Raw genomic sequence first — 25,313 nt, 5'->3', positions numbered from 1 at the left:
ATCGCTTTCCTCCTATTTACACAATATATTTCCCGCGATTTATAATAGCTTTCGCAATTTCTCTCTTCTTCGTAAATACGTTCGTGTATAAAGGCACTAATAATTGACGGATTTCAGCTAAAATCACATGTCTATCTTGTTCTTCTGTGACAGCCGCTGAAAGTACAGAAATCGCCGCTTCTTCTACTTTACGGTATCCTTCTTCACAAATAACATCCGTTATTAATTGCTTCGTACGTTCTTTTTCCTCACCATTTTTACTTACCGCTTTTCTCGTACGTAAAAACGCTGATTCCATGACGTACACGTCCGTCAACATATTTGAAATTACACGTGAATATTCTTGTTCTTGGTCAATTTTTAGACCTGGAGTTTTAGAGAGCGCTTTCAAAGATTGTTTCAACAATTTTTTCGCTAATAAAATGTAACGATGGTTTCTTTCTACATTTGCTACATCACTTTCTACTTCAGTATCTTCTAATTGTTCGATTTGCTTCATTAACATTTTGGCAACTGTTAATCTATTAATTTCGTTCGTTCCTTCAAAAATACGACTAATTCTAGCATCACGATATAATCGTTCTACCTCATACTCTTGCATATAACCGTAACCACCATGAATTTGTACAGCTTCATCTACGATATAAGCAAGTGTTTCAGAAGCATTTACTTTATTCAGTGCACATTCAATTGCAAATTGGGACATTTTCTTCATAAGATCTTCATCGCTCTCATGAATTGCTTCATCGATTACACCTGCCGTACGATAAGCTGCACTTTCGGCTCCATATGTAGCAATGATCATATTTGCAATTTTCTCTTGAATCATCGTAAAGTCTACTAATTCCGTTTGGAACTGTTTTCGCTCTTTTCCATATTGAACCGACAAACCAATTGCTTGTTTTGCTGTTCCAATATTTCCAAAAGCAAGTTTAAGTCTAGCAAAGTTAAGAATATTAAGGGCTACGTGATGCCCTTTCCCAACTTCCCCTAAAACATTTTCAGCAGGGATGACAACATCTTCTAAAATAAGAGTCGCTGTTGAAGAACCTTTAATCCCCATTTTCTTTTCTTCTAATCCAATAGATACACCTTCACATGTTCTTTCGACAATAAACGCTGTCATTCCTTTATTTGTCTTCGCAAAAACAACGTATACATCTGCCATATGAGCATTTGTAATCCATTGCTTCTCACCATTTAACTTCCAAGCTGTTCCCTCTTCATTCAATACGGCGCTTGTTTTTGCACTTAATGCATCCGAACCAGCATTTGGCTCTGTTAAAGCATAAGCCCCAATCCATTCTCCCGATGCGATTTTCGGTAAATATTTTTCTTTTTGCTCTTTCGTTCCATAATATATGTAAGGCAATGTACCGACACCAGCGTGTATATTAAAAGAAACGCTAAACGCACCAGCGTAACCCATTTTCTCTGCTACAAGACCTGAGACAGCCTTTCCTAACTCGAACCCGCCATAATCTTCTGGTACCTCAATGCCTAATAATCCAAGTTCCCCAGCTTTCTCAAATAATTGACGAGAAACTTTATAGTTATGTTGTTCAATATTCTCCATTTGTGGAACAATTTCTTGTTTAACGAATTGTTCTGTCGTTTTTGCGATTAAATCTTCATCACCTGAAAAATCTTCTGGTGTAAAGTAAGTATGATTTATATCTTTATTAAGTGAAAAGAATTCATCCCATGGTAACTTCGTTTTCTCCATATGTATCCCCCTATCATTCGGCTTTCATAGCTTTTTGCTTATGCTCGTCTACGATGAGTGGAATATCTTTTTTGAAAATAGAAGGCGATGATTTTTCACATCAAGCATTTTATTTTGCCAAAGATGTATTTTCATCGCCTTCGCTGCTTTATCTATTGATCTTCTGATAATACTGTTTTTGCAATACCAGTATCTAACTCTTCAAAGTCATGATATGAAATTGTTTCGTATAATTCACTTCTCGTTTGCATATTAGAAAGTGCATCTTTTTGAGAACCTGTTTCTTTAATTAAAGCAAACACATTTTCATACGCTTTCGCTGCAACGCGAAGTGAAGTTACAGGATAAATAACCATTTGGAAACCCATATTCGCAAATTCCTCTGCACTATAATATGGAGTTTTTCCGAATTCAGTCATATTCGCAAGCAAAGGTGCATTTACCTTACTATTAAATAGACGGAATTCTTCCTCTGATTGAAGCGCTTCAGGGAAAATTGCGTCTGCACCTGCTTTTACATATGCATTTGCTCTTTCAATTGCTTCATCTAATCCTTCAACGCCACGAGCATCAGTACGTGCTACAATGTATAAGCTCGGTGCAACTTCTTTAATCGCTTTAATTTTTTGAACCAATTCTTCTGTAGTAACAAGTTTCTTACCATTTAAATGTCCACATTTTTTTGGTAATTGCTGATCTTCAATTTGGACAGCTGCTACTTTCGCTTCCACCATTTCTACAGCTGTTCTCGCCACATTTAGTACACCACCAAATCCTGTATCAATATCAACAAGAACAGGTAAGTCTGTAGCTCTTACTAAATCTCTTGCTCTCTCAGCCACTTCAGTAGACGTCACGATACCTAAATCTGGTAAACCTTTACTTGCAGTATAAGCAGCTCCTGATAAATAAAGAGCTGAAAAACCTGTATTTTTCGCAACAAGAGCTGCCATTGCATCATGAGCACCTGGAATTTGCAAAATTTCATTTGCTTCTACTAAAGCTCGGAATCGATTCGCAAGCTCCTCTTGTGTTGACTGTTTTTTCACAACCCAAGCCATTCTAAATTCCCCCCTATTATTAAATTAAGAATAGATCTACAAATTCGTTTACATTCATATTTTCTAGTTTTTCTTCATTTAAACAAACTTCATGAATTTGTTCTTGTTGCTTACTAGAATAATGACCTGCCATATTTGCAGTGAATTTTTGAACAACTTTTGGAATTGCTTCGTCTCTACGGAAGCGGTGACCAAGCGGATATTCACATTCCACATTTTCTGTTACTGTGCCATCTTTAAAGTGAACTTGAACAGCGTTGGCGATTGAGCGCTTGTTCGGGTCAAGGTAATCTAAACTGTACTGTTTGTTTTCAACAACAACCATCTTATTACGTAATTCATCTACACGTGGATCGTTTGCTACTGCATCTTCATAATCGTCTGCAACGATATCTCCTTTTAATAAACCAATTGCCGTAATGTATTGTAAGCAATGATCACGATCAGCTGGGTTATTTAATGGACCTTCTTTATCAATAATACGAATTGCTGATTCATGAGTTGTAATTGTAATACGGTCAATTTCATCTAATCTCTCTTTAATTTCCGGATGCAACTTCACTGCACATTCTGCAGCCGTTTGTGCATGGAATTCTGCTGGATATGACACTTTAAATAATACATTTTCCATTACATATGACTCTAGTGGTCTTGCTAATTTTAATTCTTGTTTATTGAATAATACATCTTGGAATCCCCATCCTGGCGCAGATAATGCTGTTGGATAACCCATTTCACCTTTTAGAGCAGTCATTGCAAGATGAACACCGCGGCTCGTTGCGTCACCTGCAGCCCATGATTTACGTGAGCCCGTATTTGGAGCATGACGATATGTACGAAGACTAGAATTATCAATCCACGCATGTGATAATGCATTAAAGATTTCTTCACGTGTTCCGCCAAGCATTTTCGCAACTACTGCAGTTGTTGCTACTTTTACATATAATACATGGTCAAGACCAACTCTGTTTAAGCTGTTTTCTAAAGCAAGCACGCCTTGAATTTCATGTGCTTTAATCATCATTTCTAATACTTCACGTACTTTTAAAGCTTCTTTTCCTTCTGAAATACGAACACGGCTAATATAATCTGCAACTGCTAAAATTCCGCCTAGGTTATCAGATGGATGTCCCCACTCTGCTGCAAGCCAAGTATCGTTATAGTCTAACCAACGGATCATACATCCGATATTAAATGCACCTTTTACTGGATCTAGTACATAAGACGTACCTGGTACACGTGTACCATTTGGCACGATTGTTCCTGGCACAACTGGTCCTAGTAATTTCGTACATTCTGGATATTGCAGTGCTAAAATTCCACATCCAAGTGTATCAAGTAATACGTAACGAGCTGTACTGAATGCTTCTGCACTAGTAACCTCTTTATTTAATACATAATCGGTAATCTCTTCTAATAATGCATCTTTTTGCTTAATTTCATTTGTTTTAATCATGCTATTCTTCCCTTTCTGTCGAAAATTCGTTATTATTAATGATGGGTGTCGGTCAAACACCCATCTGGCGGGCGGCGCTAACAACTCCCCAGTTGTTCTTATTTACTAAGTACATGTCGCTCGCCAATATAATTTACACGAGGACGGAACAAACGATTATTTGCATGTTGCTCAATAACGTGCGCACATAACCCCACTGTTCTAGAGCTAAAGAAGATTGGTGTGTAAAGTTGAATTGGAATACCTAGCATCCAATATACTGGAGCTGCATAATAATCAAGATTTGGATAAATTCCTTTTTCTTTTTCCATAATCTTTTCTCCAGCTTCACACATTTCATATAGTGTATAATCACCTTTTACATCACATAACTGTTTTAAAGCTTCCTTCATCATAAGTGCTCTTGGATCCATCTTTTTCATATAAACACGGTGTCCAAAGCCCATAATTTTTTCTTTGTTATATAGTTTCTTCTGTAATAACTCTTCAAATTTCTCAACATTACCAGCTTCTAAAAGCATGTACATAACCGCTTCATTTGCACCGCCATGTAAACTTCCTTTTAAAGATGCAACTGCACCTGTTAAAGCACCGTATAAATCTGATTGTGTTGATGCAATAACGCGAGCTGTAAATGTAGAGTTTGGCATTTCATGCTCACTATATAAAACAAGGGAACGATCAAAGATCTTTTCCTCAAGTTCAGTTGGTTTTTTACCAGTTAACATATAGAAGAAATTCGCACTATAAGATAATTCTTTAAGAGGTTCAATTGGCTCCTCATTATTTAAAATATGATAGCTATTCGCTACAATGTTTGGCACTTTACTTAACAGCTTGTACCCTCGGCTTTTATTCACTTCTAACGAGCGGTTTTCGATATCATTATCGTAACCAGCTAACGCTGACACACCTGTACGTAATCCATCCATGGGATGCGTCTCTTTAGGCAATGCCTTTAGTACGTTGAATACACCTTCTGGTACTGCATATTCTTCTTTTAATTTCTTTTCAAGTGTTACTTTTTCATCTTCATTCGGTAGGTGTTCCTCCAATAAAAGGTGCACAATGTCTAAATACTCTTTTGTTTTTGAGAGTTCGATTAAGTCATACCCTTGAATTACAATTTCACCTTTTACTGTGTCAAGAAACGAGATTTTCGTCTCCGCTGCCACTATACCATCTAATCCCGGGGAAAATTTCTCTTCAGCTTTCATCATTATTTCCTCCAATCCTAATAGATCTTCGTGCACATAACTGTAAGCCTTTACAATATTGTGAAACTACATTTCTATTTCAATGTATCAGAGTTTTTGGAAGATTTCAATTTATTTTATAATGATAAGTTTCCTACACTTTTCTTACTGTAACAATACAATTTTTTGAAAATAATTCTTATATTTTATAAAGAAAGGATAGACTTCTTTGCGTATTTTCAAAAACAAGATATAAAGATTTTTCATATAACACCGCCAAATATACAATTATTCTAATTTTATTTGAGAAATAGAAAAAACGAGCTGTACATAAATACAGCTCGTTACTATATGATATTTATTTCACTATCTCTTAAATATAATTTTTATATAAAACTTATTCATTTTTAATAAAGTTATTATTTTACATAATTAAATTGAATTTCTTCCATTTCCTCATGATAACTTACAAATAAATCATAGTTTTGAAAATACCAAAGATCATCAGAATCTACAAAAAATATAATACCTTCCTTCTCAACTGACACTATTTCGCCATCGGGTTTCTCAGCAACAACCCCTAAAGAATATCCGGGCTGAATTGAACTATCTCCTCCGTACCTTACAGTAAAACGTACAGATGCACCGTGCTTTATACGTAATTCTTCCTGGAACCATTGCAGAGCTTTACGATCAATTGAAATTCTCATCTTTATTCCTCCAGTTTACGCAAACTCTTTTTTTCCTAATCGTTGTTTTACAAAGAAGACGAAAATAATTAAGGCTATCAATGCTGAAATTGCACTCCCTGAAAATAAAATACGATAACCAAACATTTGTGAAACAACTCCAAGTAAAATAGCACCTAACCCGATTCCTAAATCAAACGCTGTAAAAAATGAAGCATTTGCAACTCCTCTTTTACTCGGATCGACAATTGTAAGCATTGCCGCTTGCAAAGCTGGCTGCGCTGAACCAAATCCAATACCGTATAATGTTGCTGCGATAATTACACCTATCAAACCATTTGAAATAGTTAAAACAACTATAGCTAAAATAGTAATACATAATGCTGGAAGTATAATGAATACTTCTCCATACTTATCTAATAGTTTCCCTGAAATTGGTCTTACAATTGTTAATGCAATTGCATATACAAGAAAGAAAGTTCCCGGGTTTACATGAATTGATGATGCAAATAACGGTAAAAAGGTTGTTATTCCTCCATATGCAAACGATAAAAAGAATACTACCATCGTGATTGTTAATACGGATTTCTCAAATAGCTGAATTTTCCCTTTTTCTTTTTGTGGCGTAAATGGGATCTTCGTTATGAATGATAATACGACTGCCATAAAAGATAACAACGTCGCTAATAAAAATAGACCATCAAATGAATAATTTTGCACAACCCATAATCCAATCATAGGTCCGATCGCCATTGCAATTGTCATCGCCATCCCGTACCAACCCATACCTTCACCGCGGCGTGAATCTGGAATAATATCCGTTATTGCTGTTCCAACAGCTGTTGTAGAAACAGCCCATGTTACTCCGTGAATAACACGTAAAACAGCTAAAAGGACAATAGTCGATGCTATATTATAGGAATACATCGTTAAGCCAAAAAAGATGAGTCCGAAAATAATAAAGGATCTTCTACCATATTGATCTAACATTCCTCCAATAATCGGTCGTATTACAACAGCAGCTATTGTAAACATCCCCATCATAAGTCCAACTTGCGATTCATTGCCACCTATCTCTTTAATAAAGAGCGGGAGCGTTGGAACAAGTAAATAAAATCCTGTAAATAAAAATAGCATTGCGAAAGTCATTTGAATAAATGATTTCGTCCATAATCGTTCCATAAAAATACCTCCATACACTCGTAAAATATTACGATTAACACCCTCATTGTATATTTTTTTTATCTCTTTTCCCTCCGCAAATAGACGTATCTTTTCATATTAAATAGTCCACCATCAGCTTACATTAGTCTTAAGACTTTGTACGCATATTTTAAACGAAAGTCCTATATATGTACCTTTATACGTGTGAAAAGAATATACTAATTTATTATCACAACTTAGGAGTGATTATTTTATGTGGGTATTATCATCAAGAGTAACTGTCGCGGTTCCTTCGATACCCGAAATACATGCCCCCGCCGTTCATACAGCAAGTTCCGATGTCGGCATTGAACTTCCAGCAATTTGGCAACAATACCAATCACCAGGTCAAGCTACCCCTTCATTTTGGCATCATGGTGCCCATCCAAGTAGCACTACCTTTTATCATCCTAGCCACGCTCCACTACCTCAGGCTCAAGTCTTTTATCATTTCCCATCAATTTATTTTCAAAATTTTTATGGTACGTTTAACATTTAAAACACATCATTTCATAGCTACTACATTTAAACGAAAAAAGCACTTAAGATTGTAATTTTCACAAATCTTAAGTGCTTTTTAATATTTTTTATAAATTTTTCTTATTGCCCATTATTAGCAGGGGTCTCTCCTGCATTACCGCCAGTCTCTGGTTGTGTGGTCGCTGGTGGAGTTGTATTTCCTTGACCTCCTCCGTTATTTGCTGGAGGTGTCGTATTTCCTTGACCTCCTCCATTATTTGCTGGAGGTGTCGTATTTCCTTGACCTCCTCCATTATTTGCTGGAGGTGTCGTATTTCCTTGACCTCCTCCGTTATTTGCTGGAGGTGTCGTTCCTTGGCCATTTCCATTATTTTGTTCTTCTTGTTTCTTTTGCTCTTCTAGTTTCTTTTGTTCTTCTTGCTTCTTAAGTTCCTCTTGTTTCTTTTGTTCTTCTTGTTTTTTCAGTTCTTCTTGTTTCTTTAATTCTTCTTGCTTTTTCTCTTCTTCAGTTTTTTGCTGTTGATCTTGTTTTGGTTGCTCCGTTGTATCCGGTACGCTAGTATTTGGCGATGAATCACGTTTTTCACCTTTTATACGTAGCTCACTACCTTCTTGAATAACACTACTTGGCATTTTAAAGCGTGATTTATCTGTAGCCATTTCGCTCATCATTTCTTTAAAGATCAACTGTGCAATTTTCGTATTTTTACTACTAATATACTCGTCTTTACCATCTTTCATATACCCAGTCCATACTGCCATCGTATATTGCGGTGTATATCCAGCGAACCAACTATCACGAGTTGCACTTTCTGGAATTTTATATTGAGCTAATTGCTTTGATGAATAGTTTGTCGTACCCGTTTTACCAGCTACATCTAAAGATGCTACATTTGCCGATGTACCAGTACCTGATGCAACTACAGAACGAAGCATATCAGTAATCATGTATGCGGTAGAATCTGTCATAACTTGTTTTGGTTTTTGTCCAAAACTTTGTGACTTACCGTCTGGATAAACGACTTTCTTAACAAAATGCGGTTTCGTATATTTACCTTCATTACCAAATGCCGCATAAGCACCCGCTATTTCAGTTGGCGATACTTCATTTGTACCAATCGCTGTCGATTCTGTCGGTGCTGTATTAAATGTAATACCTAGTTTCTCAGAGAATTCTTTCGATTTACTAATCCCTACTTCTTTTGCAGTTTTAATTGCAGGAATATTACGCGACATTTTTAATGCTTCACGCATTGTAATTGGACCCATATGACTTCTATCTGCATTTCGTACTTCTTGTCCCGTTGAATACTTAAATGGAGAGTCATCAATTTGATGGTACGTAGCCCATTTTAAATATTCAATTGCAGGAGCGTAGTCGAAAATCGGCTTCATCGTTGAACCAGCTGCACGATCTAATTCAATTGCCATATTATGCCCTTTAAATACAGCTTTATTTTCTCCACGGCCACTACCTATAGCACGAACTTCTCCTGTTTTCGTATCCATAAATGTGAATGCACCTTGGAATTTATCGTTCGGATAATCAATGATATTATTATTTAAAATATTATCAGCAAGTTTCTGTGCTTTCGGATCTAACGTTGTATAAATTTCTAAACCGTCAGAACCGATATTAGCATCTGGTAATTCTTTTTCTACTTCTTTCACAACTGCATCCATAAATGCAGGGTATGGCATTGTTTGTAGTTGAGCTGCAGGCTTAAGCCCCTTTTCTACGTCAACTTTTGATGCTTCTTCCATTTCCTGTTTTGTTATATATCCATGTCGGTTCATTAAGTTTAGAACAACATTTCTTCTTTCTGTTGCCTTTTGAACATTTTCTTTTTTCGTTGGATCATAGTTATTCGGTGCTTTCGGTAAACCAGCAAGCATCGCAACTTCTGGTAATGTTAAGTCCTTCAATTCTTTACCATAGTAGTTTTGTGCTGCTGTTGCGATTCCGTATGAACGGTTTCCTAAGTTAATTTTATTTAAGTACATCTCTAATATTTCATGTTTTGAATACTGTTGTTCTAGCTTATAAGCTAAATATATTTCTTGCGCTTTACGCTTTGGTGTTTTGTCCATTGATAAGAAGTAGTTTTTTATAACTTGCTGTGTTATCGTACTTCCACCTTGAGAACCATAATCCCCTTTAAGACTTACTAGAACAGCACGGGCAGTACCTTTAAAATCTACTCCGCTATGCTCATAAAAACGTGAATCTTCTGTCGCTAAAAATGCATTTTCTACTAATTTAGGTATTTGCTCATACGTAACATTCGTCCTTTTTTCTTTTCCATATTCATATACCAAATCCCCGTTTTTATCATAAATTTTTGAGGATAACGGATTAACAAGTTTTGCTTTCTCAAGTTTTGGTGCATCCTTAATCATTACGAAAAAGGTAGCAACCCCCGCCACTAAACCAACAATACCAAGTAATAAACAAGTAATTAAAAACTTGCGAAAGAATGATGTTTTACCTTTTGGCTTTTGTGTTTTAGAAGCTGGTTGTTTTTTCTTTTTAACTTGTCGTCGTTCCTCTCGAGAACGATAATTTTCTGACATGTTACTTTCTCCTGCCTTTCAATTCTCCCGTTGATTTACTTAAAAATATTGAGGTCACTTTCTAAAATAAATTTGATTAAGAAAGTATATTGACCTGGAGCATTCAATATTTTCCCAATTCACAGATTATAAATTTTAGAATACTTCTTATACAAACTATTTTCACTTCTATTTTTCCTAATAACGCTGCCCCTTGAAGCATAGAATGTAAAAAGTGAATTTTTAATACCTCGTATAAATAATATACCTTTTTTTCAAATGGTCAATATTTTCTTATTTATAAATCAAAGGTGAAATAAAAATAGCACAACGATATGTACTTCGTGTGAACTTCCTTATAATTACGTATAACAAACATTTAATATATTGCATATAAGTATAATACCTCTTAAATTATAAGGATTTCAACATCACAACCTCAACATCTACAAAAAAGTATTAAAAATGAAAAGTGAGGAGTTGCGTAATGATGAAGCTATCTCCCGTAATTTCAAAAAATATAGTTGCTGTTGGTTATAATCCTTTTTCTATGATTTTGCGAATCCAATTAAAGAATGGTATGTACGATTTCTTTAATGTACCAGAAAGTATTTATACTGGCCTATTACATGCACAATCTAAAAGTTATTATCATAATACTTACATTAAAAATTCTTTCCGCCACACAAAAATCTAAACTTAACAACCACTAAAAAAGAAAGGAGGTTAATCCTCCTTTCTTTTAAAAACATTTTGCAGATGAATTATCTTCGATTCCTCTTATTAATTTCATCATATGCTTGAATTTGTTTTTTCAAACGCCGATCAGCTTTTTTATCATGCACTACAAGAATTGCATGTATAACTCCTGGAACCCAAAATATTAATGTTAATATGAAATTTATGATTGCCTGAATTGGTTTTCCACAAAATAATACAGCAACAGGTGGAAGAAGAATTGCTAATAAATACATCATCCCTTGAAAACTCCTTATTTTGTATTTTATATATCACTTTTCAAAATATACGCAAAAAAACCTACTACCATTTTAATCTTAACCTACCTCTAAAATCAATGTATCTCCTTCTATTTAAATAAGTATTTCAGACTTTTTATTGTTTTCTAGCCTATTTTCTTCCTCTATTGCAGTTACTCCAATTGCAGAAATTAACGTTCCTATCGCTTGTATCCAAATACCAATGAGTGCAATGATTCTCTCATCCTTCTTATCAAAAATACTATCTTCATTTTCTCTCTCATCTTTCAATACATTTGAAACACCTTGATACGCTTGTAATCCAGCCCCTAAACTTTGCATGGAGTTACCCAGTATAATAATTTTCTGTAATACATTTATATCCAACAAAGCTGCTTCTACTCCTAAAAAAGCACCGATCGATTGTAAACTGTTCCCTGTAATGATAAGATAATCATTTTCTTTCAATTGTTCATTTATATTAAAATATGTTCCTATTACATTTGATATATTGCCTAATGCTAATAACTCAATTCCTATTTGATCAAGTAATTTACTTTGATTCTCTAAGCCTATATTTTGATTTTCTCTTTTTTCTTCCCCATCATCATAATTGCTCGCAATGATTTGTAATATATATCCGAGGGCTTGTAATGAGCTTCCTACAATAACAAGATCCGATTCAACTTTCTCTTCTCCAATAAATCCTCTTGTCGTTCCAATAGCAGCTGTAAGATTCCCTCCCACTTGAAACCATGCCCCTGTCACTTTTAAACTGCTTGGATTCATTTTTATCACCTATTTAAATATTTTCTAAAGCTTTCAAAACAAACAAATCTCACCCTTAATCTTTTATTTTATTTTTTAGATGTAATTTTGTGAATGATATAATGTGCTACTAATATAAAAAGCACCTTAAAGGTGCTTTTTATATGCATGCTGGGCATGTCAATGAATCTCCATTTTTATCTATTGTTATATTCAATATATATTCAATTGCTTTATGTGACCAAGTTTCAGGTGTAGGCGATTCATTTATATATTGTGGCGCACATGACTTCAGCATTGGAGTACTAATACTCCCTCCAGGATCTAAAGCAACTACAGCCATGCCATGGGGTAATTCCAGGGCCATAGATTTAGTGATACCTTCAATAGCAAATTTCGAGGCACAATATGGCGCAAGCTCAGCCTCACCTTCTCTCCCCCAACTAGAACTCATATTAATGATAATTCCTTCTTTCCTAGCTACCATCGCTGGAACAAATGCTCTTATTACATTTACTACACCATTCACGTTTACATTCATTACATTTTCGAATTCTTGAGCCGTAATTTTCCAAAGTTGTGCATTTTGATTTACAATCGATGCATTATTTATTATCATATCGGGAGCTGTATGTGTATTAAGTATATAATTTGCCCAATTGTTAACTTGCTGAGAATCTGAAACATCAATTACTTGGAAATCATGTATTTTACTGTACTGTTTTTTTAGTTCTTCAATTTTATCTTTTGAACGTCCACAACCATATATGTTCCACCCTAATTCATGAAATCGATCAACCATCGCACGCCCTAACCCTTGTGTCACGCCTGTAATAATTACAGATTTACTAATTTCTTTTCGCTTCATTTCTCTCATCCTCCTTCCCTATATCTTACTCTCTTCATTTTTATTCAGCGATTTACTATAGTATTAACTCAACTCATACTTTAGTAATGGTTTTGATATTGTATACATAAACAAAAAAAGTAACCATCATGGTTACTTTTTGCTATATATCTAAAAATTCATTGTTTATTTCATTATTGTTTTTACATTTCAACTTCTCTTTTCCACATTTCTCACACTGGTAAATATAAACTACACCTAATGTACCTTTTTTTAAAATCCTCATTATCCTGCATCTTAATAAAAATATATTTATGTTTACAATGCGATTCACCCAAATAATTTTTAAACCACTTTTTCAACACAACACATTCCACCTTTATGATAGAACCTTTATTTAGCTGCTTTATTACATACTTTTATTTAAATGTTCAATCTCATCTTGCAACTTTTTAAATTGCTCAAAATGCATGGTAATAGATTGGCTACTACCATAATCAACATTTTGTTTCACTAATATAACACCCGTATCATGAAAAAGCGCTTCAAGTTCTTTCCTAATAGACACTTTCGCAATATGAGCTGTTTTAATTGCAGATAAAATTGCAATTTCATTAAACTTTAATTTTATTTCATTTGGACAAAATGCGTCTTCAACTAATATAACTTCATTACTATAAATTAGTGCAACAAGATTACTTGATTTGGCATCTGTTAAATCAACTTTTTTCATAATATCTTTCATTACATTTTGCCTCCTTTATTTTCATATATATCGATTATACAAATTTTTAAAAAAATTACTCAACTTTATTATATTAATTTTAACACACTTTTATTGAAATCCATGCTCCAAACGTTTTACTATTCCACAATTTTTATTATATGAACCATCTGGACTATAACTCCATATAGTAATGTTAACAACTTTTTATAAAGCAGGTGAAAATTATGCCATCAGTTGTAGGAAATTTAGTTGTACAAAATAGTAATGGATCATTTAACTTAGGTGATTTCTACAACGTTTCTCCGAAAGAAAATACGAAAGCTTATAATGGTTCCGGCGCATCAAACGTTGGTTTTGTTGTTAATACTTTTAGCGGTGTTAGCGCGACCAATACATTTGATTCTGACCTTGCAGATCAAAACCAAGTGGGTACAGCCTAATCTTATGTTCAACTTTTTGTATAGAAAATTTTAATTTGTCTATACTATAATCAGGCTGTTTGACAGCTCTTATCGATTTTGGAGTACCCTATCTTTTTCTCCCTTTCCCTGGGGCTCAGCAGCTAGCACAAAGCTAGCTGCTTTTTCTTATATTATTTGTCTCATAAATCAGAAATAAAAAAAGCTGCCATTTAATATTCAGCTTCTTTTACATTATTTCAATAATATCCATAGCGTTAAATACGTAAGTTTTATAAAAGGCGTCTGTACAAATTACAATTTGTTTTACCGGATTGATATGTACAACAGTCATGTAGCTTGTTAATATGTAACCATCTTCAAAATATGTTACCAATATTTCTTTCTCAGACAGTAATGACGTTAATAATTTATCAGAAATCCTCTCTTTTGCTTCATTTGTTAAAAGCGGTTTTTGTACTTTTAATTTCTCTCCAATAATCTTTCTCATATTTAAAAGTTGTTCGGACATTACTGTAAACGGAACCCACTCTCTTTCTTCTTTTTGTATCTTTACATCGTTCATTTTTTATCTCCTTGATCATTTATACATTTATTTATTCATGCTATCCCTTAGTTATTTTTAATACTTACTAAACTCGAATTTACTTCTAAACTATAATTAGGTTACCTCTCAAAAGAACATTCGTTCTTATTATACACGAACTTACGTTCCTTTGAGAAGAGCTATACTTATTATTTCTTAACAAAAAACATAATTTTATTTATCTCCATATTTTTTCCTTTATCAAATAAACTTTTCATTTCTTATATAAAATGCATATAAAAACTAAAAGGCGACTTCACACAAAGTGAAATCGCCTTTTTCTAAAAAATATTCAAAGCTTATTTTTCTATCCTAACTAATGTTCTTTCTGGAATACATAATTCATCTATATTAAAATGATTTATTTTTAAGTTCAATTCCCCTACTCGTTCCTCATCTTCATCACCAACCCAACAACTAAATAATTCGAAATAATCTCCATCTTCCAAATAACTTTCCATAATCTTGCATAAAGTTAAAAGTTTTTCTTTCGCTTCTTTTTTTCCTTTACATTTTGCCACTCGACCAGTTCAATTCCCCAATTAGTTGAAACCTCATATGTGTAATTTGTTTGGAATTGATAATCTTGTACAATTTCAAGCATACTTTCATCTGAAAAACACGGTCCAAAAACAATTACATCATTAGAATCTGGATCCGTTAACGGAATTTCTACATTACAGCCTATGTAACTTGCTAAACTCATTTTATACTCCTTCAATATTCGTATAAAAAATACTTCATAGTATATTTATTTACTCAAATATAAAATCCCTGCCTAAACGAAAAAGTTTTAAATTTTTATCGTTTATTAACCATCTATAACTGAAAACATATACTATGATGAACGAACTCACAAAGCATAAGAAAAGAGAGCATTTACAACACTCTCTTTTCTTACATACTCTATGGAACTTTACAAAACTGAATCAGTGATTTTTATTATTATATTTTATTACATATACTTAGGTTGTACTATTATATGTAACTCTCTCTCTGTATCCGCTTTTTTCGGATGACGAAAATAATTAAGTTCGTACTTTAACACTTTATACTCAACCATCCCAATTTTAATCCCTTTCGTTTCTTTTAATATAACTAATAAATCACTTATATTTTCATCATATGACTCAAAAATTTTCGCTCCGCCCTCTCCTTGAAAGATTACTTTCATATATTCTCCCCACCTTAATTTATTGATGTGGTAAATGATGCGTTTAAAACGATTCATTCTTTATCCTAAAATTTTCACAACAAAAAGAACATCCTTTCCAATCGAATGCTCAGCTTTTTACTAATTATCCATGTTAAATATTTATTCAAAAACATTATATGTATTATTTTTTAAATTATGTTCGATATTCATTATTAAAGAGTAAATATATGTAATAAACTTGCATAATGAAAACCGTAAAATATCCACTTTCGTTGAAATAATTATAAACCATAATTTCCCATTGTAATTCTTAATATTTAAATGTAATATTGTATTGTCTTACTATCTATTTATAACTCACACACTAATTAGAAAAGGGAACTCTATATGAGTTCCCTTTTCTAATTATGATTACAGTCATTATTTCTTTTCTAGAAATTTAAATGTATCTTTAAATTCTTTATTATTCACTTTAATATCAGCATCTTTCAATAAATCATTGACTACTTGTTGTTTCCATTTACCTGTCGTATCTTGTAGTCTTTGTTGTTCTATATCTTTACGAATTTTATCCTTTACTTCATCAAATGGCTTCAATTCTTTTTTATCCGTCACTTTAATAATATGGTAACCGTAAGTTGTTTTAACCGGATCACTTACTTGGCCTGCATCTAATTTATACGCAGCTTCCTCAAATTCTTTCACTGTTTGCCCAGGAGCAAAACCAGATATTTCCCCGCCCTGTTCCTTTGAACCAGTATCCTCTGAATACTGTTTTGCTAAGGCAGCAAAATCTTCACCATTATTTACTTTCTCCTTTATTTCTTTAGCCGTTTTTTCATCTTTCACTAAAATGTGACTTACTTTCATTTCTGGTTTATAGTTATTTTTCACATCTTTATCTGTAACTGTTGCTTTAATCGCTTTCTCAAATGCAATTTCTGGCTTCATTTTTTCTTTTAATTCATCTTCGTTTTTCAATCCAAGTTGTTCTAAAGTCGATTTAAAGTTCTCACCCATTTTATCTTTTGCTTCTTCTACTTTCTTTTTTGCTTCCTCATCTGAAACTTTATATTTATCTAACAATGCCTTACTTAACATCATTTGATATAAAGTACTTTCTCCATATTGTTGTCGTAATTCTTTACTTAATTCTTTCTCTGTAACATTCCCTACTTTTGATGTTACTACGTTGTCTGAGGAACCACATGCAGATAATGCTAGCATCACGCATGAAATAATTGTTCCAATAAATATTTTTTTCTTTTTCAATTCAAATACCTCACTTTTATCATTATGCAAATTAACTATACACAGTCATTGTGAAAACAGTGTGTTTTCTACATGTAATTCATTTCATATGAGTAGACTATGTATCATGTATTTTCATTTTTAAACGTAAAGAGTCTTCTTACTATTATGTATAGTAAGAAGACTCTTTACATACTCCTTAAAAACAATACTGCCGCTATAGTTACTTAATAATTACATGTTTTTCAGGTATCCAACTATTCTGCCCGATATCTACCGCATTTCCCACTCTACCCCACACTCGAAAAGATGTCGATCCATCTATATTCCCTTTATAATTCATACATTCAGGCTCTTCATAATAATTTACTCCGTAACCGACAGGATATTTCGAAGTTGCATAAAACCATTTCACATTAAAATGTTTTAAATATGCCCACTGCTTATCGTTCTCTAAACAAATCATATCTTGCTCACCGCCTCCCCAATAACCTGTTAAGATTAAATATGGAATTTTCTGAGTGAGTGCACCTGTAAATTGAGGGGTCATGGGAGTTTCATATAAATTTATTCCGTATCCATCAGGATATTTCGAAACTGCAATACCAATGCCATTCGGTTGCTGTGTATACACTATGTTAGATTGATTTGCTTTGTTGGAATCTATAAACCAAGAAAGTGACTTATTTCCTACTAATCGATTCAGATCACATTTCCCAATCCCAGGAACATTCCCTGAATCCGTATATTGCCACATATCGCATGGATATGCTGGCTTATTCCCTCCATAACGAGGGATCCATACAAAATCAGCTTCAATATTACATGCTCCAAATGATAAATACGTGTGATGCCCTACGTATAATCCTACTTTTTCCGCACCTAAACGGCGTAATTCATCAATAAATGCCTGTGTCCCGCCTTGCATATCTGCCATCGTTTGAACTTCTACGTCCGCCACCCAAAACTTAGCTGATTGATCACCACGATTCCAAAAATCTTGTGCCTCTTTCTTTGCATCAGCAATAGATATAAAACGGCAAAAAGCATAATTACCGAATGGGATACTATGCTTTTTCATTTCACTAACATAATTTTGATACATAAAATCCACCGTATTAGAGCCATCTTGAACTCTAGCAATCACTAAATCTAGCTGAGATGCTGCAATATCCCAATTAATAGTTCCATTCCATTTTGAAATATCTACAATATACCCCATACATTCCAGCTCCTTTTGAATGTCTTATTCATAGCTTGTTTTATTGTAAGCCTCCTCTCTCTAAAACTAGCTATCTATAATATAAATAAAAAGAATCTTTACTGTTTTTCAAAATATATTCTCTTTCAGAAATATTTCTATCAACTTTAACATGTATGCCACATAAAACATTCGAAATATACCCTACTATTCATTTATTATGTAATCTCGTCCTATCAATCATTTTTACAGATATTAAAAAAAATCTCCTGTATTATTAAATTATAACTTTCAGTATCGATTTCCTTTCAACTAAAAAATTTCATCCCTCATTTTCTATATATTCTTAAGTCAAAATTACTACCTCTACATGAAATTTGAGATTTAGAAAAATTTTAATTAATTGAAGTTTACTCCTATTAAATTGCAATTTTCCAACCTGAACACTATTGGTGCATAAAAAAGACATTTTCTATTACTGAAAATGTCTTTTTACAGTTTAATAAAACAACTTTGGTGCTAAATCTGTATTTTGTAATTGTGAGTTTTCACTGCTCATAACACAACTTGTGGAAAATAGAATTGGGATACCACAAACCTCATCATTCATTACATCACGAAACACATTGGCCGCAACACCTGTAAACGTTTGACATAAGTTAGAAATATCGTCATTGAAAAACTGAATGACTTCCGCAGCGAAAACCGGAAAAACAACATTCGGTCCGCCAGGGAACTGAGGCTGTACCACAACTTGTTCAAAATAAGGATTATTTTCTAGTGCTACTTGAAATAAATGAGCTATTTCAAATGCATCTAGTGGACAAGGAAATGGATTTACAATTTCATTCTCATTATTCGTTACAATAACTGTCACACTTACATTCCCAAATTGTACAAAAGATTTTAAAAGCGTTGCTAATGCTCTCGCTTTTTCGTTGCTTAACGCATGCACTAAAATAATATAATTACCACCAACAGGAATAAGCGGCCCAACTGTAACAGTTGGATCAGCACCTATTGAATTTTTTAATTCATTAAAATATGTGATCCACGGTGGCGAAAGCTGAGCTTGTACATTTTCTTCCACTATTTTATACTACCCCCTTATACCATTCTTACTAACATAATATGTAACAAACAAAAAAATGCATTAGTTATATTAACCATTTGCGTATTTATTGATTATATTAATTAAACATTTTATTTCCCATTCTCAATTTCCTCTTTACATCTTTAAGCACTTTTACTACTATAAAATTCTTTATTATAAGCAAATCCACTGAAATTTCATATTATACTAATACGACTCTATATCCATTAAATTATAATACTCAATATTAGGAGCTGATTTCATGGAAAAAAAACCTATCGTGTTCAAAATCCCACCAAATTCAAAGCTAAAAATTACATTTTTCGGTCCTTGTAACGAAGTAATTACAAATGTGTCTATAATTAATCAACTATGCACCCCTAAATGTCAAACTATCACGCAATACCCAGACTTTAAGAAATATGTAACGGAAGTACGATCGCTATCCCGTTGTTAGTCCGCATAATGCACGATTTTCACAACTTTATTACCTAAAATAACCGAGAAAGAAAATAACTGCATTCCTAGACTAAAATTACTCATGTTATGATATTCCATTGATAATTCATTGATTTTTTACACGTTTTTATGAAAAGAACATATATTATCGTATGGAGATTATCCACTCATAAAACCTATCTTTCTTTGGAGCGTACTTTTTATGTATGCTCTTTTTTTATGTAACCGTCCCCCTTCTAAATTGACCAACAATATATTAAAATTCTTTATATACTCAAGGAGGTCAAATATGTTCAAGTTGCATCCAATACTACTCATCTTAGGATTGATTTTGTTTTTATATAGTGTAATCGCCTTTATGCTATTCTTTTCAGTGTATTAGCATTCCCTACACAAATCTATGTTCAATATATAATTTCTATATAGTAAAGAAAAAACATAATGATACGATCTTTTATGTATTCCGTCTTTCTTGTTCTATAAGAAAACTAGTAAACTTACTAACAATGTGTTTTTACAAGCATGTTACTTATTATTCTGTTTATTATCTGAAGAAGGTTGAAGCCCCTACAAATTAAACTACGCTTTACCTATTTACTTATATATTTTAGAAAAACAATAATAATCCCCCACCATTTGGTAAGGGGATTAACTAAACCTACTAAAAAACATTTAATAATCAGTTTTATTTAGTTGGAGAAGGAAATCTTGCCGCTTCAAAGTGAACCGTATTTACACCATTAACATTTTGTACAATTACGCCAGCAATACTACTTTCTGCAAAAACTTCAACTAAATCTCCTGCTTCTAATTGAAGAATAGTAGTTACGGAAACATCATTATTAAAAAATACTCCTGTTCCAAAGAAATCATTATCTATCGCTATTGCCGGATTGCCATTTACACGAATTTCTACTCTAGCTCTGTAATTTACATTAAAATCATTTGGAGAAAATGTTATATTTCCTAATACACTATATACCCCTCTAGTTTTCGGAGTAAAAATCGACGTTACTGGATTATATTCATTCGCTAGATCAAATTGTTCATTTTGAAATAATACTTTAACAGGAGTATTTGCTAGAACAGGTTGATTAACTGTATTCACAGCTCTAAATGCCGATGCCCTTACAAGCTCCTCTTTCTTATCATCACAACACTTCACCTTTACATACTTCCTATCACATTTACTACTTTTCCTATAACAATCATGACTTTCCTTTTTGTAATCTTTACAATACTTACAGTAATAATAAGACATAGTTAGTCCCCCTTTACACTTATTTTTACATAGTATGCTATATAGATTAGAATAGCTTGGACGACCTGTTACTATTTTTAATAGATTAAAAAACCCTCACCATTTCGGTGAGGGTTTACCTTTAAGCTTCTGCAAACTCATTGTTTAATGACTTTATTTAATTGGAGAAGGAAATCTTGCTGCTTCAAAATGTGCACCATCTTCTAAAGGACTTAAAACTCCATCTATACTACTTTGTGCATAAATCTCAACTTCATCCCCTGCATTCAATTGAACAATCGTCGAAACACTTACGACATTTCCAAAACTTATTGGACCAAAAAAGTCATTATCTATAGCTATCGCTGCGTTTCCATTCACACGAATTTCTACACGCGCTCTATAATTTAAAGTTGGATCGTTTGGAAAGAAACCAATCGTTCCAATAATAGAATATACACCTTTAGTCTTCGGCATAAAAATAGATGTTGCTGGATTATACTCATTCGCTAAATCAAATTGTTCATTTTGAAATAACACTTTCACAAAAGTATTAGCAGGAACATTTTGATTTACTGTATTTCTAGCTCTAAATGCGGATGCTCTAACAAGATTGTCCTTGTTATCATGGCACTTACTAGTGTTCTTACAACAATCATGATGCTTCTTTTTATACTCCTTACAATACTTACAGTAGTAATAACAAGACATACTAATTCCCCTTTCAAACTTATTACTACATATTATGTAAGATTGATTTATAAGGTTTGGACTAGCTATTTTTATTATTCATAAGGGCGCTATTAACCTGCACCCTTATTTATATACACCACTGCATTCCTTATTAGTTATAAGTTGTATACAGTTCCATATGGAATAGTAAGAAAAGAACTTCCGTACGGTGTAACATGATGTACTGGGTAAAAATACTCTACGGATGAATAATACGGTTGTACACCTTGCTGCTGCATTTGCAATTGTTGTTGCATTTGCAATGCTTGTTGAATAGCTTGGACTGTACTTTGTGCTCCACTATACGTTATAGATGTACCATACGCTGGTCGCATACCAGTTTCAGAATTAAAATATGAATAAAACATGATTTTCAGCTCCCTTCCCGTATAAGTTATTACAAATTATATTATGATTCTTTATTTCAGTGGGTACTATAAAGCTAGTCCGCTCGCTTATATTCAAATGACAAAATAAAAAAGTAGCTGCTAGACTACTTTGACTCCTTCTTATTACCAAATGAAATGATATACATATTCTCCTGTTACACGCTCATTAATTCCCGCAACCCTAACGAACCTAAGTAAATCCGCTCCTTGAAGGAAATATACCGAAATCGTAACCGGTACTTGCGACCACATGAATTGATAAAGCTCATTCACTCTCTGATTCGTCGTAACGATTAAATCATTTACAGGTCCATGATTCCATGCAGAGGTTTGAACTGAAGTGAAAGAAAGGTCTTTCCCATTAACCACTATTCTTGATACGCTTTGAGTTATGTCCACAATAATCCCCTCCAACATTACAAAAATTGGACCTTTTTTAGTTCATATTATTATAAATATTCTTGACTGTAATAAATGTTTAAGGCAAATCCCTAATAAAGTGAAACTTTAATCAGCTCTCACCAATCGGGCTTTTACTGGCAGCCCGACCCCACCTAACTTCTTTGCTTCCGCTGAATTTTGAGGTGGAGGTATTTACTGCCCGACAAATAGCGGGATAAAATTTTTTTATTCATATCCCTCAATTCCCATTACAACCATATAATTTCTAACCTTATTCAATTTTTGGAATTAATATAAAAAGGCATCTTAATTAGATGCCCTTTACTTATCTTCCACTACAATTCCACTATTAAAATAGCAACGCCAAATCCGATGCAAACCAATCCTATCAATATAAATAGCAATCGGAATCCCCATAAATCACTGATTATTTCTATAATATGCACCAGCACAATAATAATAAAATCTTTAAACCCACTGAAACTATGTTCCTTTGTCTCTCTGATTCCATCAATTACAGTCAGACAAACAATAAAAACACCTAAACCAATTAATATAAAACCTAATACAAGCATTCATATATCCTCTTTTTTCTTTTATCTCCTATTAACGAACATTTTCACATTAAAATTCAGTACATACGAGGAAGTTAGATAAAAAATTAACTACCCGTAAAACCTTATTAGTGTGTACTAATAATTAGAGGGAAGGCCCTCTTCTTCACCTTATATTATCATGAAAGGATATGAGCTTCGGAGTTATTTCTTTATAAAATAAAAAATAGCTAATTCACTACTTAAAAAGTAAAAAAGCATCAGATTGACTAGTATGTAAATGGTTAAATGCATGTAAAATGATTTTAAATTATCTACTCTTTTTTTAGCTCGGAAGTAACTCTCATCTCGTCCCATCTTTATACACCACTCGTAAAATATAGTTTAGATAAAGCTTTCTGTTTTTAAATCACCCTCATGTAAAGCTTAAACTATACCAAAAGATTCCTTACGGAATTTGTTTCGATACTGTTGAATTTCTCAGATACAATGGATGTATGGAAAGGATCCATCGGGAATTTGCTTATCACCCCTGTAGCAGTGTCTACGATACTAAGTCTGTTACCCGAGCCATTGTTATCACTACCAACACACTAGCTGTTTCGATAGCGAATTGGGCTTTTGAATAGTAGTTCAAAAGGTAGCCCCCAAAAAGCTGTCATTGTATTCTTGTAGGCGAGGTTGTGGTTACGCAATGAGCTTCTGGGAAATCCCACAGTATCGAAGCATTTTCTAAATTATTCATGAAAGGAGGTCCTTCCAAATGAAATTATTTGTTGGTTTAGATGTCAGCTCTGAAAAACTAGATGTTTGTTTTTTATCAGACGATGATAAGTTGACAATCCTTCTGGAAGAGAGTCTAGGTAATGACATAGAAGGTGCCAGCCAAATCAAACAAAAAATCTTGACATTTCAAAAGGTCTACTCGTTTTCTCAAATTGTGATTGGTATGGAGTCCACCTCTATGTATAGTTTTCACCCTGCAACATTTTTTAACGAGGATCGAGAACTACAACGTATCAATACCGTCGTTACAATTGAAAATCCTTTTCGAATCAAACAATTCAGCCGAATATTTGATGAAGATAAAACCGATAAAAATGATGCGATGCGAATCGCTGACTTTTTAAGAATCCAACGGTATACTACCTCTCCAATTAAAGAAGAGAAATATATGGCGCTACAACGCTTAACTCGAACACGTTATCAACTAATTGGACAGCTTGTAGAAACGAAACAGCATTTTCTTGAAAATTTAACTTACAAATGTAACGCGCTCACGCGCGAATTGAAAAATAGTAAAACGACTTCTTCTGTATTTGGCGCAACCTTACTGTCTTTAATGACAGAAGATTATGGATTGGATGAGTTAGCCCATATGCCTTTAACAGATTTCGCTTCTTTACTTCAAGAAAAAGGAAACGGTCGATTTAAAAATCCGGAAGGATTAGCGAAAACAATTCAACGCGCCATTACGATGTCTTACCGCTTAGGTGAAGTGGCTCAACAATCTGTCAATATTATTTTGAGTGTTCTTGCCCGTGAAATCCGTGCACTAGAAGCTAGTATCAAAGACCTTGATAAGGCAATTGAACAGCTCGTCATTGTCTTACCAGAGTATCAATGTCTGACAAGTATTCCGGGTATTGGCAAAGTTTACGCTGCGGGATTACTTGCCGAAATTGGACAAATTCAACGCTTTGAAGATCAAACAAAACTAGCTAAATACGCCGGATTAAGTTGGAAAATCAAGCAATCAGGCAATTATCAGTCTGAGAATACACCATTAACCAAACAAGGCAATCGTTATCTTCGCTATTACTTAGTTGAGGCTGCCAATTCAGTAAGAAGATATTTGCCTGAATATCAAGTGTTTTATCAAAAGAAATACAACGAAACACCCAAACATCAACACAAAAGAGCCATCGTCTTAACCGCAAGAAAATTTGTGCGTCTGGTGGATACGCTACTACGTAACCATCAACTCTACACGCCACCAAGGAGCGTGATAGAAAAATAACCCTTGGTTATTGATGCACCCTTGGAAAACGGCCCGAAAAAATTGCATTTTTGGTCGGGTCTATTTCCGTATGCTTTAAAAAATTGCACCTAGAAAAAATCAGTCTTGTTTTACTCTTGACTTATTAC

General features: G+C 33.6%; 26 protein-coding genes and 3 pseudogenes. 5 read left to right on the top strand and 24 right to left on the bottom strand.

Features of this window, described 5'->3' with window-relative positions:
- Positions 1-16: 16 nt before the first annotated feature.
- The 6 genes from MHH55_RS05720 to MHH55_RS05695 all read right to left on the bottom strand — a co-directional run bounded on the left by MHH55_RS05720 (position 17) and on the right by MHH55_RS05695 (position 7,310).
- Positions 17-1,726: an acyl-CoA dehydrogenase family protein gene (locus MHH55_RS05720; RefSeq protein ID WP_078187701.1), complete on the bottom strand. Its 1,710-nt coding sequence runs from the start codon at positions 1,724-1,726 to the stop codon at positions 17-19.
- A 152-nt stretch (positions 1,727-1,878) separates the two neighbouring features.
- Entirely contained in the window at positions 1,879-2,787 is a 909-nt protein-coding gene (prpB, locus tag MHH55_RS05715) for a methylisocitrate lyase (protein WP_000312639.1), read from the bottom strand.
- Between the two features lie 19 nt (positions 2,788-2,806).
- Entirely contained in the window at positions 2,807-4,243 is a 1,437-nt protein-coding gene (gene prpD, locus MHH55_RS05710; RefSeq protein ID WP_000598123.1) for a 2-methylcitrate dehydratase, read from the bottom strand.
- Between the two features lie 98 nt (positions 4,244-4,341).
- On the bottom strand, positions 4,342-5,463 hold the full coding sequence (gene mmgD, locus MHH55_RS05705; RefSeq protein WP_002041090.1) for a citrate synthase: 1,122 nt from the start codon (positions 5,461-5,463) through the stop codon (positions 4,342-4,344).
- A 395-nt stretch (positions 5,464-5,858) separates the two neighbouring features.
- Positions 5,859-6,149, bottom strand: a complete 291-nt coding sequence (locus tag MHH55_RS05700) for a HesB/YadR/YfhF family protein (RefSeq protein ID WP_001222841.1) — start codon at positions 6,147-6,149, stop codon at positions 5,859-5,861.
- Positions 6,150-6,164: 15 nt separating this feature from the next.
- Positions 6,165-7,310 (bottom strand): MFS transporter, encoded by a 1,146-nt coding sequence (locus MHH55_RS05695; protein WP_078187882.1) that lies wholly within the window; start codon positions 7,308-7,310, stop codon positions 6,165-6,167.
- Positions 7,311-7,545: 235 nt separating this feature from the next.
- On the opposite strand from MHH55_RS05695, the gene MHH55_RS05690 reads away from it, so the two are divergent.
- A complete protein-coding gene (locus tag MHH55_RS05690; RefSeq protein WP_000270101.1) occupies positions 7,546-7,830 on the top strand; it encodes a hypothetical protein in 285 nt (94 codons plus the stop codon).
- A 101-nt stretch (positions 7,831-7,931) separates the two neighbouring features.
- On the opposite strand, the gene MHH55_RS05685 is transcribed toward MHH55_RS05690, so the two are convergent.
- The gene (locus MHH55_RS05685; RefSeq protein WP_025686728.1) at positions 7,932-10,385 is read right to left on the bottom strand and encodes a transglycosylase domain-containing protein; all 2,454 of its coding nucleotides are present in this window, start codon (positions 10,383-10,385) and stop codon (positions 7,932-7,934) included.
- 466 nt (positions 10,386-10,851) lie between these two features.
- On the opposite strand from MHH55_RS05685, the gene MHH55_RS05680 reads away from it, so the two are divergent.
- The gene (locus tag MHH55_RS05680) at positions 10,852-11,061 is read left to right on the top strand and encodes a KTSC domain-containing protein (RefSeq protein WP_000977081.1); all 210 of its coding nucleotides are present in this window, start codon (positions 10,852-10,854) and stop codon (positions 11,059-11,061) included.
- A gap of 67 nt (positions 11,062-11,128) precedes the next feature.
- Here the strand turns inward: MHH55_RS05680 and MHH55_RS05675 are convergent, their stop codons facing one another.
- From MHH55_RS05675 to MHH55_RS05655, 5 genes and pseudogenes are all read right to left on the bottom strand, one after another.
- Entirely contained in the window at positions 11,129-11,341 is a 213-nt protein-coding gene (locus MHH55_RS05675) for a YqaE/Pmp3 family membrane protein (RefSeq protein WP_000990233.1), read from the bottom strand.
- 114 nt (positions 11,342-11,455) lie between these two features.
- Entirely contained in the window at positions 11,456-12,130 is a 675-nt protein-coding gene (locus tag MHH55_RS05670; protein WP_001070038.1) for a DUF6944 family repetitive protein, read from the bottom strand.
- A gap of 139 nt (positions 12,131-12,269) precedes the next feature.
- The gene (locus MHH55_RS05665; RefSeq protein WP_000823062.1) at positions 12,270-12,977 is read right to left on the bottom strand and encodes an SDR family oxidoreductase; all 708 of its coding nucleotides are present in this window, start codon (positions 12,975-12,977) and stop codon (positions 12,270-12,272) included.
- A gap of 142 nt (positions 12,978-13,119) precedes the next feature.
- A pseudogene (locus tag MHH55_RS05660) lies at positions 13,120-13,321 on the bottom strand (hypothetical protein).
- Positions 13,322-13,365: 44 nt separating this feature from the next.
- Positions 13,366-13,701: a hypothetical protein gene (locus MHH55_RS05655; protein WP_000651907.1), complete on the bottom strand. Its 336-nt coding sequence runs from the start codon at positions 13,699-13,701 to the stop codon at positions 13,366-13,368.
- 206 nt (positions 13,702-13,907) lie between these two features.
- Between MHH55_RS05655 and gerPF the strand changes: the two genes are divergently transcribed.
- On the top strand, positions 13,908-14,123 hold the full coding sequence (gene gerPF / locus MHH55_RS05650; RefSeq protein ID WP_001141569.1) for a spore germination protein GerPF: 216 nt from the start codon (positions 13,908-13,910) through the stop codon (positions 14,121-14,123).
- Between the two features lie 208 nt (positions 14,124-14,331).
- Here the strand turns inward: gerPF and MHH55_RS05645 are convergent, their stop codons facing one another.
- The 6 genes and pseudogenes from MHH55_RS05645 to MHH55_RS05620 all read right to left on the bottom strand — a co-directional run bounded on the left by MHH55_RS05645 (position 14,332) and on the right by MHH55_RS05620 (position 19,386).
- Positions 14,332-14,667: a YolD-like family protein gene (locus tag MHH55_RS05645; RefSeq protein WP_002024004.1), complete on the bottom strand. Its 336-nt coding sequence runs from the start codon at positions 14,665-14,667 to the stop codon at positions 14,332-14,334.
- A gap of 320 nt (positions 14,668-14,987) precedes the next feature.
- Positions 14,988-15,394, bottom strand: a pseudogene (locus tag MHH55_RS05640) (hypothetical protein).
- A gap of 249 nt (positions 15,395-15,643) precedes the next feature.
- Positions 15,644-15,862 carry a hypothetical protein gene (locus tag MHH55_RS05635; protein ID WP_000864275.1) on the bottom strand — a complete coding sequence of 73 codons (219 nt, stop codon included), beginning with the start codon at positions 15,860-15,862 and terminating at the stop codon, positions 15,644-15,646.
- A 402-nt stretch (positions 15,863-16,264) separates the two neighbouring features.
- A complete protein-coding gene (locus tag MHH55_RS05630; protein WP_000727348.1) occupies positions 16,265-17,116 on the bottom strand; it encodes a peptidylprolyl isomerase PrsA in 852 nt (283 codons plus the stop codon).
- 202 nt (positions 17,117-17,318) lie between these two features.
- Positions 17,319-18,317, bottom strand: a complete 999-nt coding sequence (locus tag MHH55_RS05625; protein ID WP_000540655.1) for a glycoside hydrolase family 25 protein — start codon at positions 18,315-18,317, stop codon at positions 17,319-17,321.
- A gap of 478 nt (positions 18,318-18,795) precedes the next feature.
- Entirely contained in the window at positions 18,796-19,386 is a 591-nt protein-coding gene (locus tag MHH55_RS05620; protein ID WP_000392281.1) for a hypothetical protein, read from the bottom strand.
- Positions 19,387-19,651: 265 nt separating this feature from the next.
- On the opposite strand from MHH55_RS05620, the gene MHH55_RS05615 reads away from it, so the two are divergent.
- The gene (locus MHH55_RS05615; RefSeq protein WP_000412555.1) at positions 19,652-19,846 is read left to right on the top strand and encodes a hypothetical protein; all 195 of its coding nucleotides are present in this window, start codon (positions 19,652-19,654) and stop codon (positions 19,844-19,846) included.
- Positions 19,847-20,533: 687 nt separating this feature from the next.
- On the opposite strand, the gene MHH55_RS05610 is transcribed toward MHH55_RS05615, so the two are convergent.
- The 6 genes and pseudogenes from MHH55_RS05610 to MHH55_RS05585 all read right to left on the bottom strand — a co-directional run.
- Entirely contained in the window at positions 20,534-21,109 is a 576-nt protein-coding gene (locus MHH55_RS05610) for a hypothetical protein (protein WP_000122943.1), read from the bottom strand.
- A 153-nt stretch (positions 21,110-21,262) separates the two neighbouring features.
- Positions 21,263-21,799 (bottom strand): C1q-like domain-containing protein, encoded by a 537-nt coding sequence (locus MHH55_RS05605; protein ID WP_001278088.1) that lies wholly within the window; start codon positions 21,797-21,799, stop codon positions 21,263-21,265.
- 137 nt (positions 21,800-21,936) lie between these two features.
- Complete coding sequence (locus MHH55_RS05600) at positions 21,937-22,188, bottom strand: DUF3947 family protein (protein WP_000500095.1); 252 nt, start codon at positions 22,186-22,188, stop codon at positions 21,937-21,939.
- A 144-nt stretch (positions 22,189-22,332) separates the two neighbouring features.
- Positions 22,333-22,608, bottom strand: coding sequence for a hypothetical protein (locus tag MHH55_RS05595; protein WP_000355695.1), 276 nt, complete (start codon positions 22,606-22,608; stop codon positions 22,333-22,335).
- Positions 22,609-22,946: 338 nt separating this feature from the next.
- Positions 22,947-23,186, bottom strand: a complete 240-nt coding sequence (locus tag MHH55_RS05590) for a hypothetical protein (RefSeq protein WP_000960640.1) — start codon at positions 23,184-23,186, stop codon at positions 22,947-22,949.
- 231 nt (positions 23,187-23,417) lie between these two features.
- Positions 23,418-23,522 (bottom strand): annotated as a pseudogene (locus tag MHH55_RS05585) (2TM domain-containing protein); the annotation flags it as partial.
- 406 nt (positions 23,523-23,928) lie between these two features.
- On the opposite strand from MHH55_RS05585, the gene MHH55_RS05580 reads away from it, so the two are divergent.
- Positions 23,929-25,185: an IS110 family transposase gene (locus MHH55_RS05580; RefSeq protein ID WP_078188167.1), complete on the top strand. Its 1,257-nt coding sequence runs from the start codon at positions 23,929-23,931 to the stop codon at positions 25,183-25,185.
- The last annotated feature ends 128 nt before the right edge of the window (positions 25,186-25,313 follow it).

The organism is Bacillus sp. FSL K6-2944 (assembly GCF_038005385.1).
GTDB classification, from domain to species: domain Bacteria; phylum Bacillota; class Bacilli; order Bacillales; family Bacillaceae_G; genus Bacillus_A; species Bacillus_A cereus.
The sequence above is the reverse complement of the archived record's forward strand: the minus strand, read 5'-3'. Positions and strand labels throughout refer to the sequence as shown.

Excerpts from the sequence above, each read along its gene's own strand:
- MHH55_RS05685 (WP_025686728.1), bottom strand. The coding sequence starts at position 10,385 with ATGTCAGAAAATTATCGTTCTCGAGAGGAACGACGACAAGTTAAAAAG.
- prpD (WP_000598123.1), bottom strand. The coding sequence starts at position 4,243 with ATGATTAAAACAAATGAAATTAAGCAAAAAGATGCATTATTAGAAGAG.
- MHH55_RS05690 (WP_000270101.1), top strand. The coding sequence starts at position 7,546 with ATGTGGGTATTATCATCAAGAGTAACTGTCGCGGTTCCTTCGATACCC.
- MHH55_RS05590 (WP_000960640.1), bottom strand. The coding sequence starts at position 23,186 with ATGCTTGTATTAGGTTTTATATTAATTGGTTTAGGTGTTTTTATTGTT.
- gerPF (WP_001141569.1), top strand. The coding sequence starts at position 13,908 with ATGCCATCAGTTGTAGGAAATTTAGTTGTACAAAATAGTAATGGATCA.
- MHH55_RS05700 (WP_001222841.1), bottom strand. The coding sequence starts at position 6,149 with ATGAGAATTTCAATTGATCGTAAAGCTCTGCAATGGTTCCAGGAAGAA.
- mmgD (WP_002041090.1), bottom strand. The coding sequence starts at position 5,463 with ATGATGAAAGCTGAAGAGAAATTTTCCCCGGGATTAGATGGTATAGTG.
- MHH55_RS05580 (WP_078188167.1), top strand. The coding sequence starts at position 23,929 with ATGAAATTATTTGTTGGTTTAGATGTCAGCTCTGAAAAACTAGATGTT.
- MHH55_RS05600 (WP_000500095.1), bottom strand. The coding sequence starts at position 22,188 with ATGTTTTATTCATATTTTAATTCTGAAACTGGTATGCGACCAGCGTAT.
- MHH55_RS05665 (WP_000823062.1), bottom strand. The coding sequence starts at position 12,977 with ATGAAGCGAAAAGAAATTAGTAAATCTGTAATTATTACAGGCGTGACA.
- MHH55_RS05625 (WP_000540655.1), bottom strand. The coding sequence starts at position 18,317 with ATGGGGTATATTGTAGATATTTCAAAATGGAATGGAACTATTAATTGG.
- MHH55_RS05605 (WP_001278088.1), bottom strand. The coding sequence starts at position 21,799 with ATGTCTTGTTATTACTACTGTAAGTATTGTAAGGAGTATAAAAAGAAG.
- MHH55_RS05675 (WP_000990233.1), bottom strand. The coding sequence starts at position 11,341 with ATGATGTATTTATTAGCAATTCTTCTTCCACCTGTTGCTGTATTATTT.
- prpB (WP_000312639.1), bottom strand. The coding sequence starts at position 2,787 with ATGGCTTGGGTTGTGAAAAAACAGTCAACACAAGAGGAGCTTGCGAAT.
- MHH55_RS05680 (WP_000977081.1), top strand. The coding sequence starts at position 10,852 with ATGATGAAGCTATCTCCCGTAATTTCAAAAAATATAGTTGCTGTTGGT.
- MHH55_RS05655 (WP_000651907.1), bottom strand. The coding sequence starts at position 13,701 with ATGAAAGATATTATGAAAAAAGTTGATTTAACAGATGCCAAATCAAGT.
- MHH55_RS05670 (WP_001070038.1), bottom strand. The coding sequence starts at position 12,130 with ATGAATCCAAGCAGTTTAAAAGTGACAGGGGCATGGTTTCAAGTGGGA.
- MHH55_RS05720 (WP_078187701.1), bottom strand. The coding sequence starts at position 1,726 with ATGGAGAAAACGAAGTTACCATGGGATGAATTCTTTTCACTTAATAAA.
- MHH55_RS05695 (WP_078187882.1), bottom strand. The coding sequence starts at position 7,310 with ATGGAACGATTATGGACGAAATCATTTATTCAAATGACTTTCGCAATG.
- MHH55_RS05615 (WP_000412555.1), top strand. The coding sequence starts at position 19,652 with ATGGAAAAAAAACCTATCGTGTTCAAAATCCCACCAAATTCAAAGCTA.
- MHH55_RS05635 (WP_000864275.1), bottom strand. The coding sequence starts at position 15,862 with ATGAAAGTAATCTTTCAAGGAGAGGGCGGAGCGAAAATTTTTGAGTCA.
- MHH55_RS05610 (WP_000122943.1), bottom strand. The coding sequence starts at position 21,109 with ATGTCTTATTATTACTGTAAGTATTGTAAAGATTACAAAAAGGAAAGT.
- MHH55_RS05645 (WP_002024004.1), bottom strand. The coding sequence starts at position 14,667 with ATGAACGATGTAAAGATACAAAAAGAAGAAAGAGAGTGGGTTCCGTTT.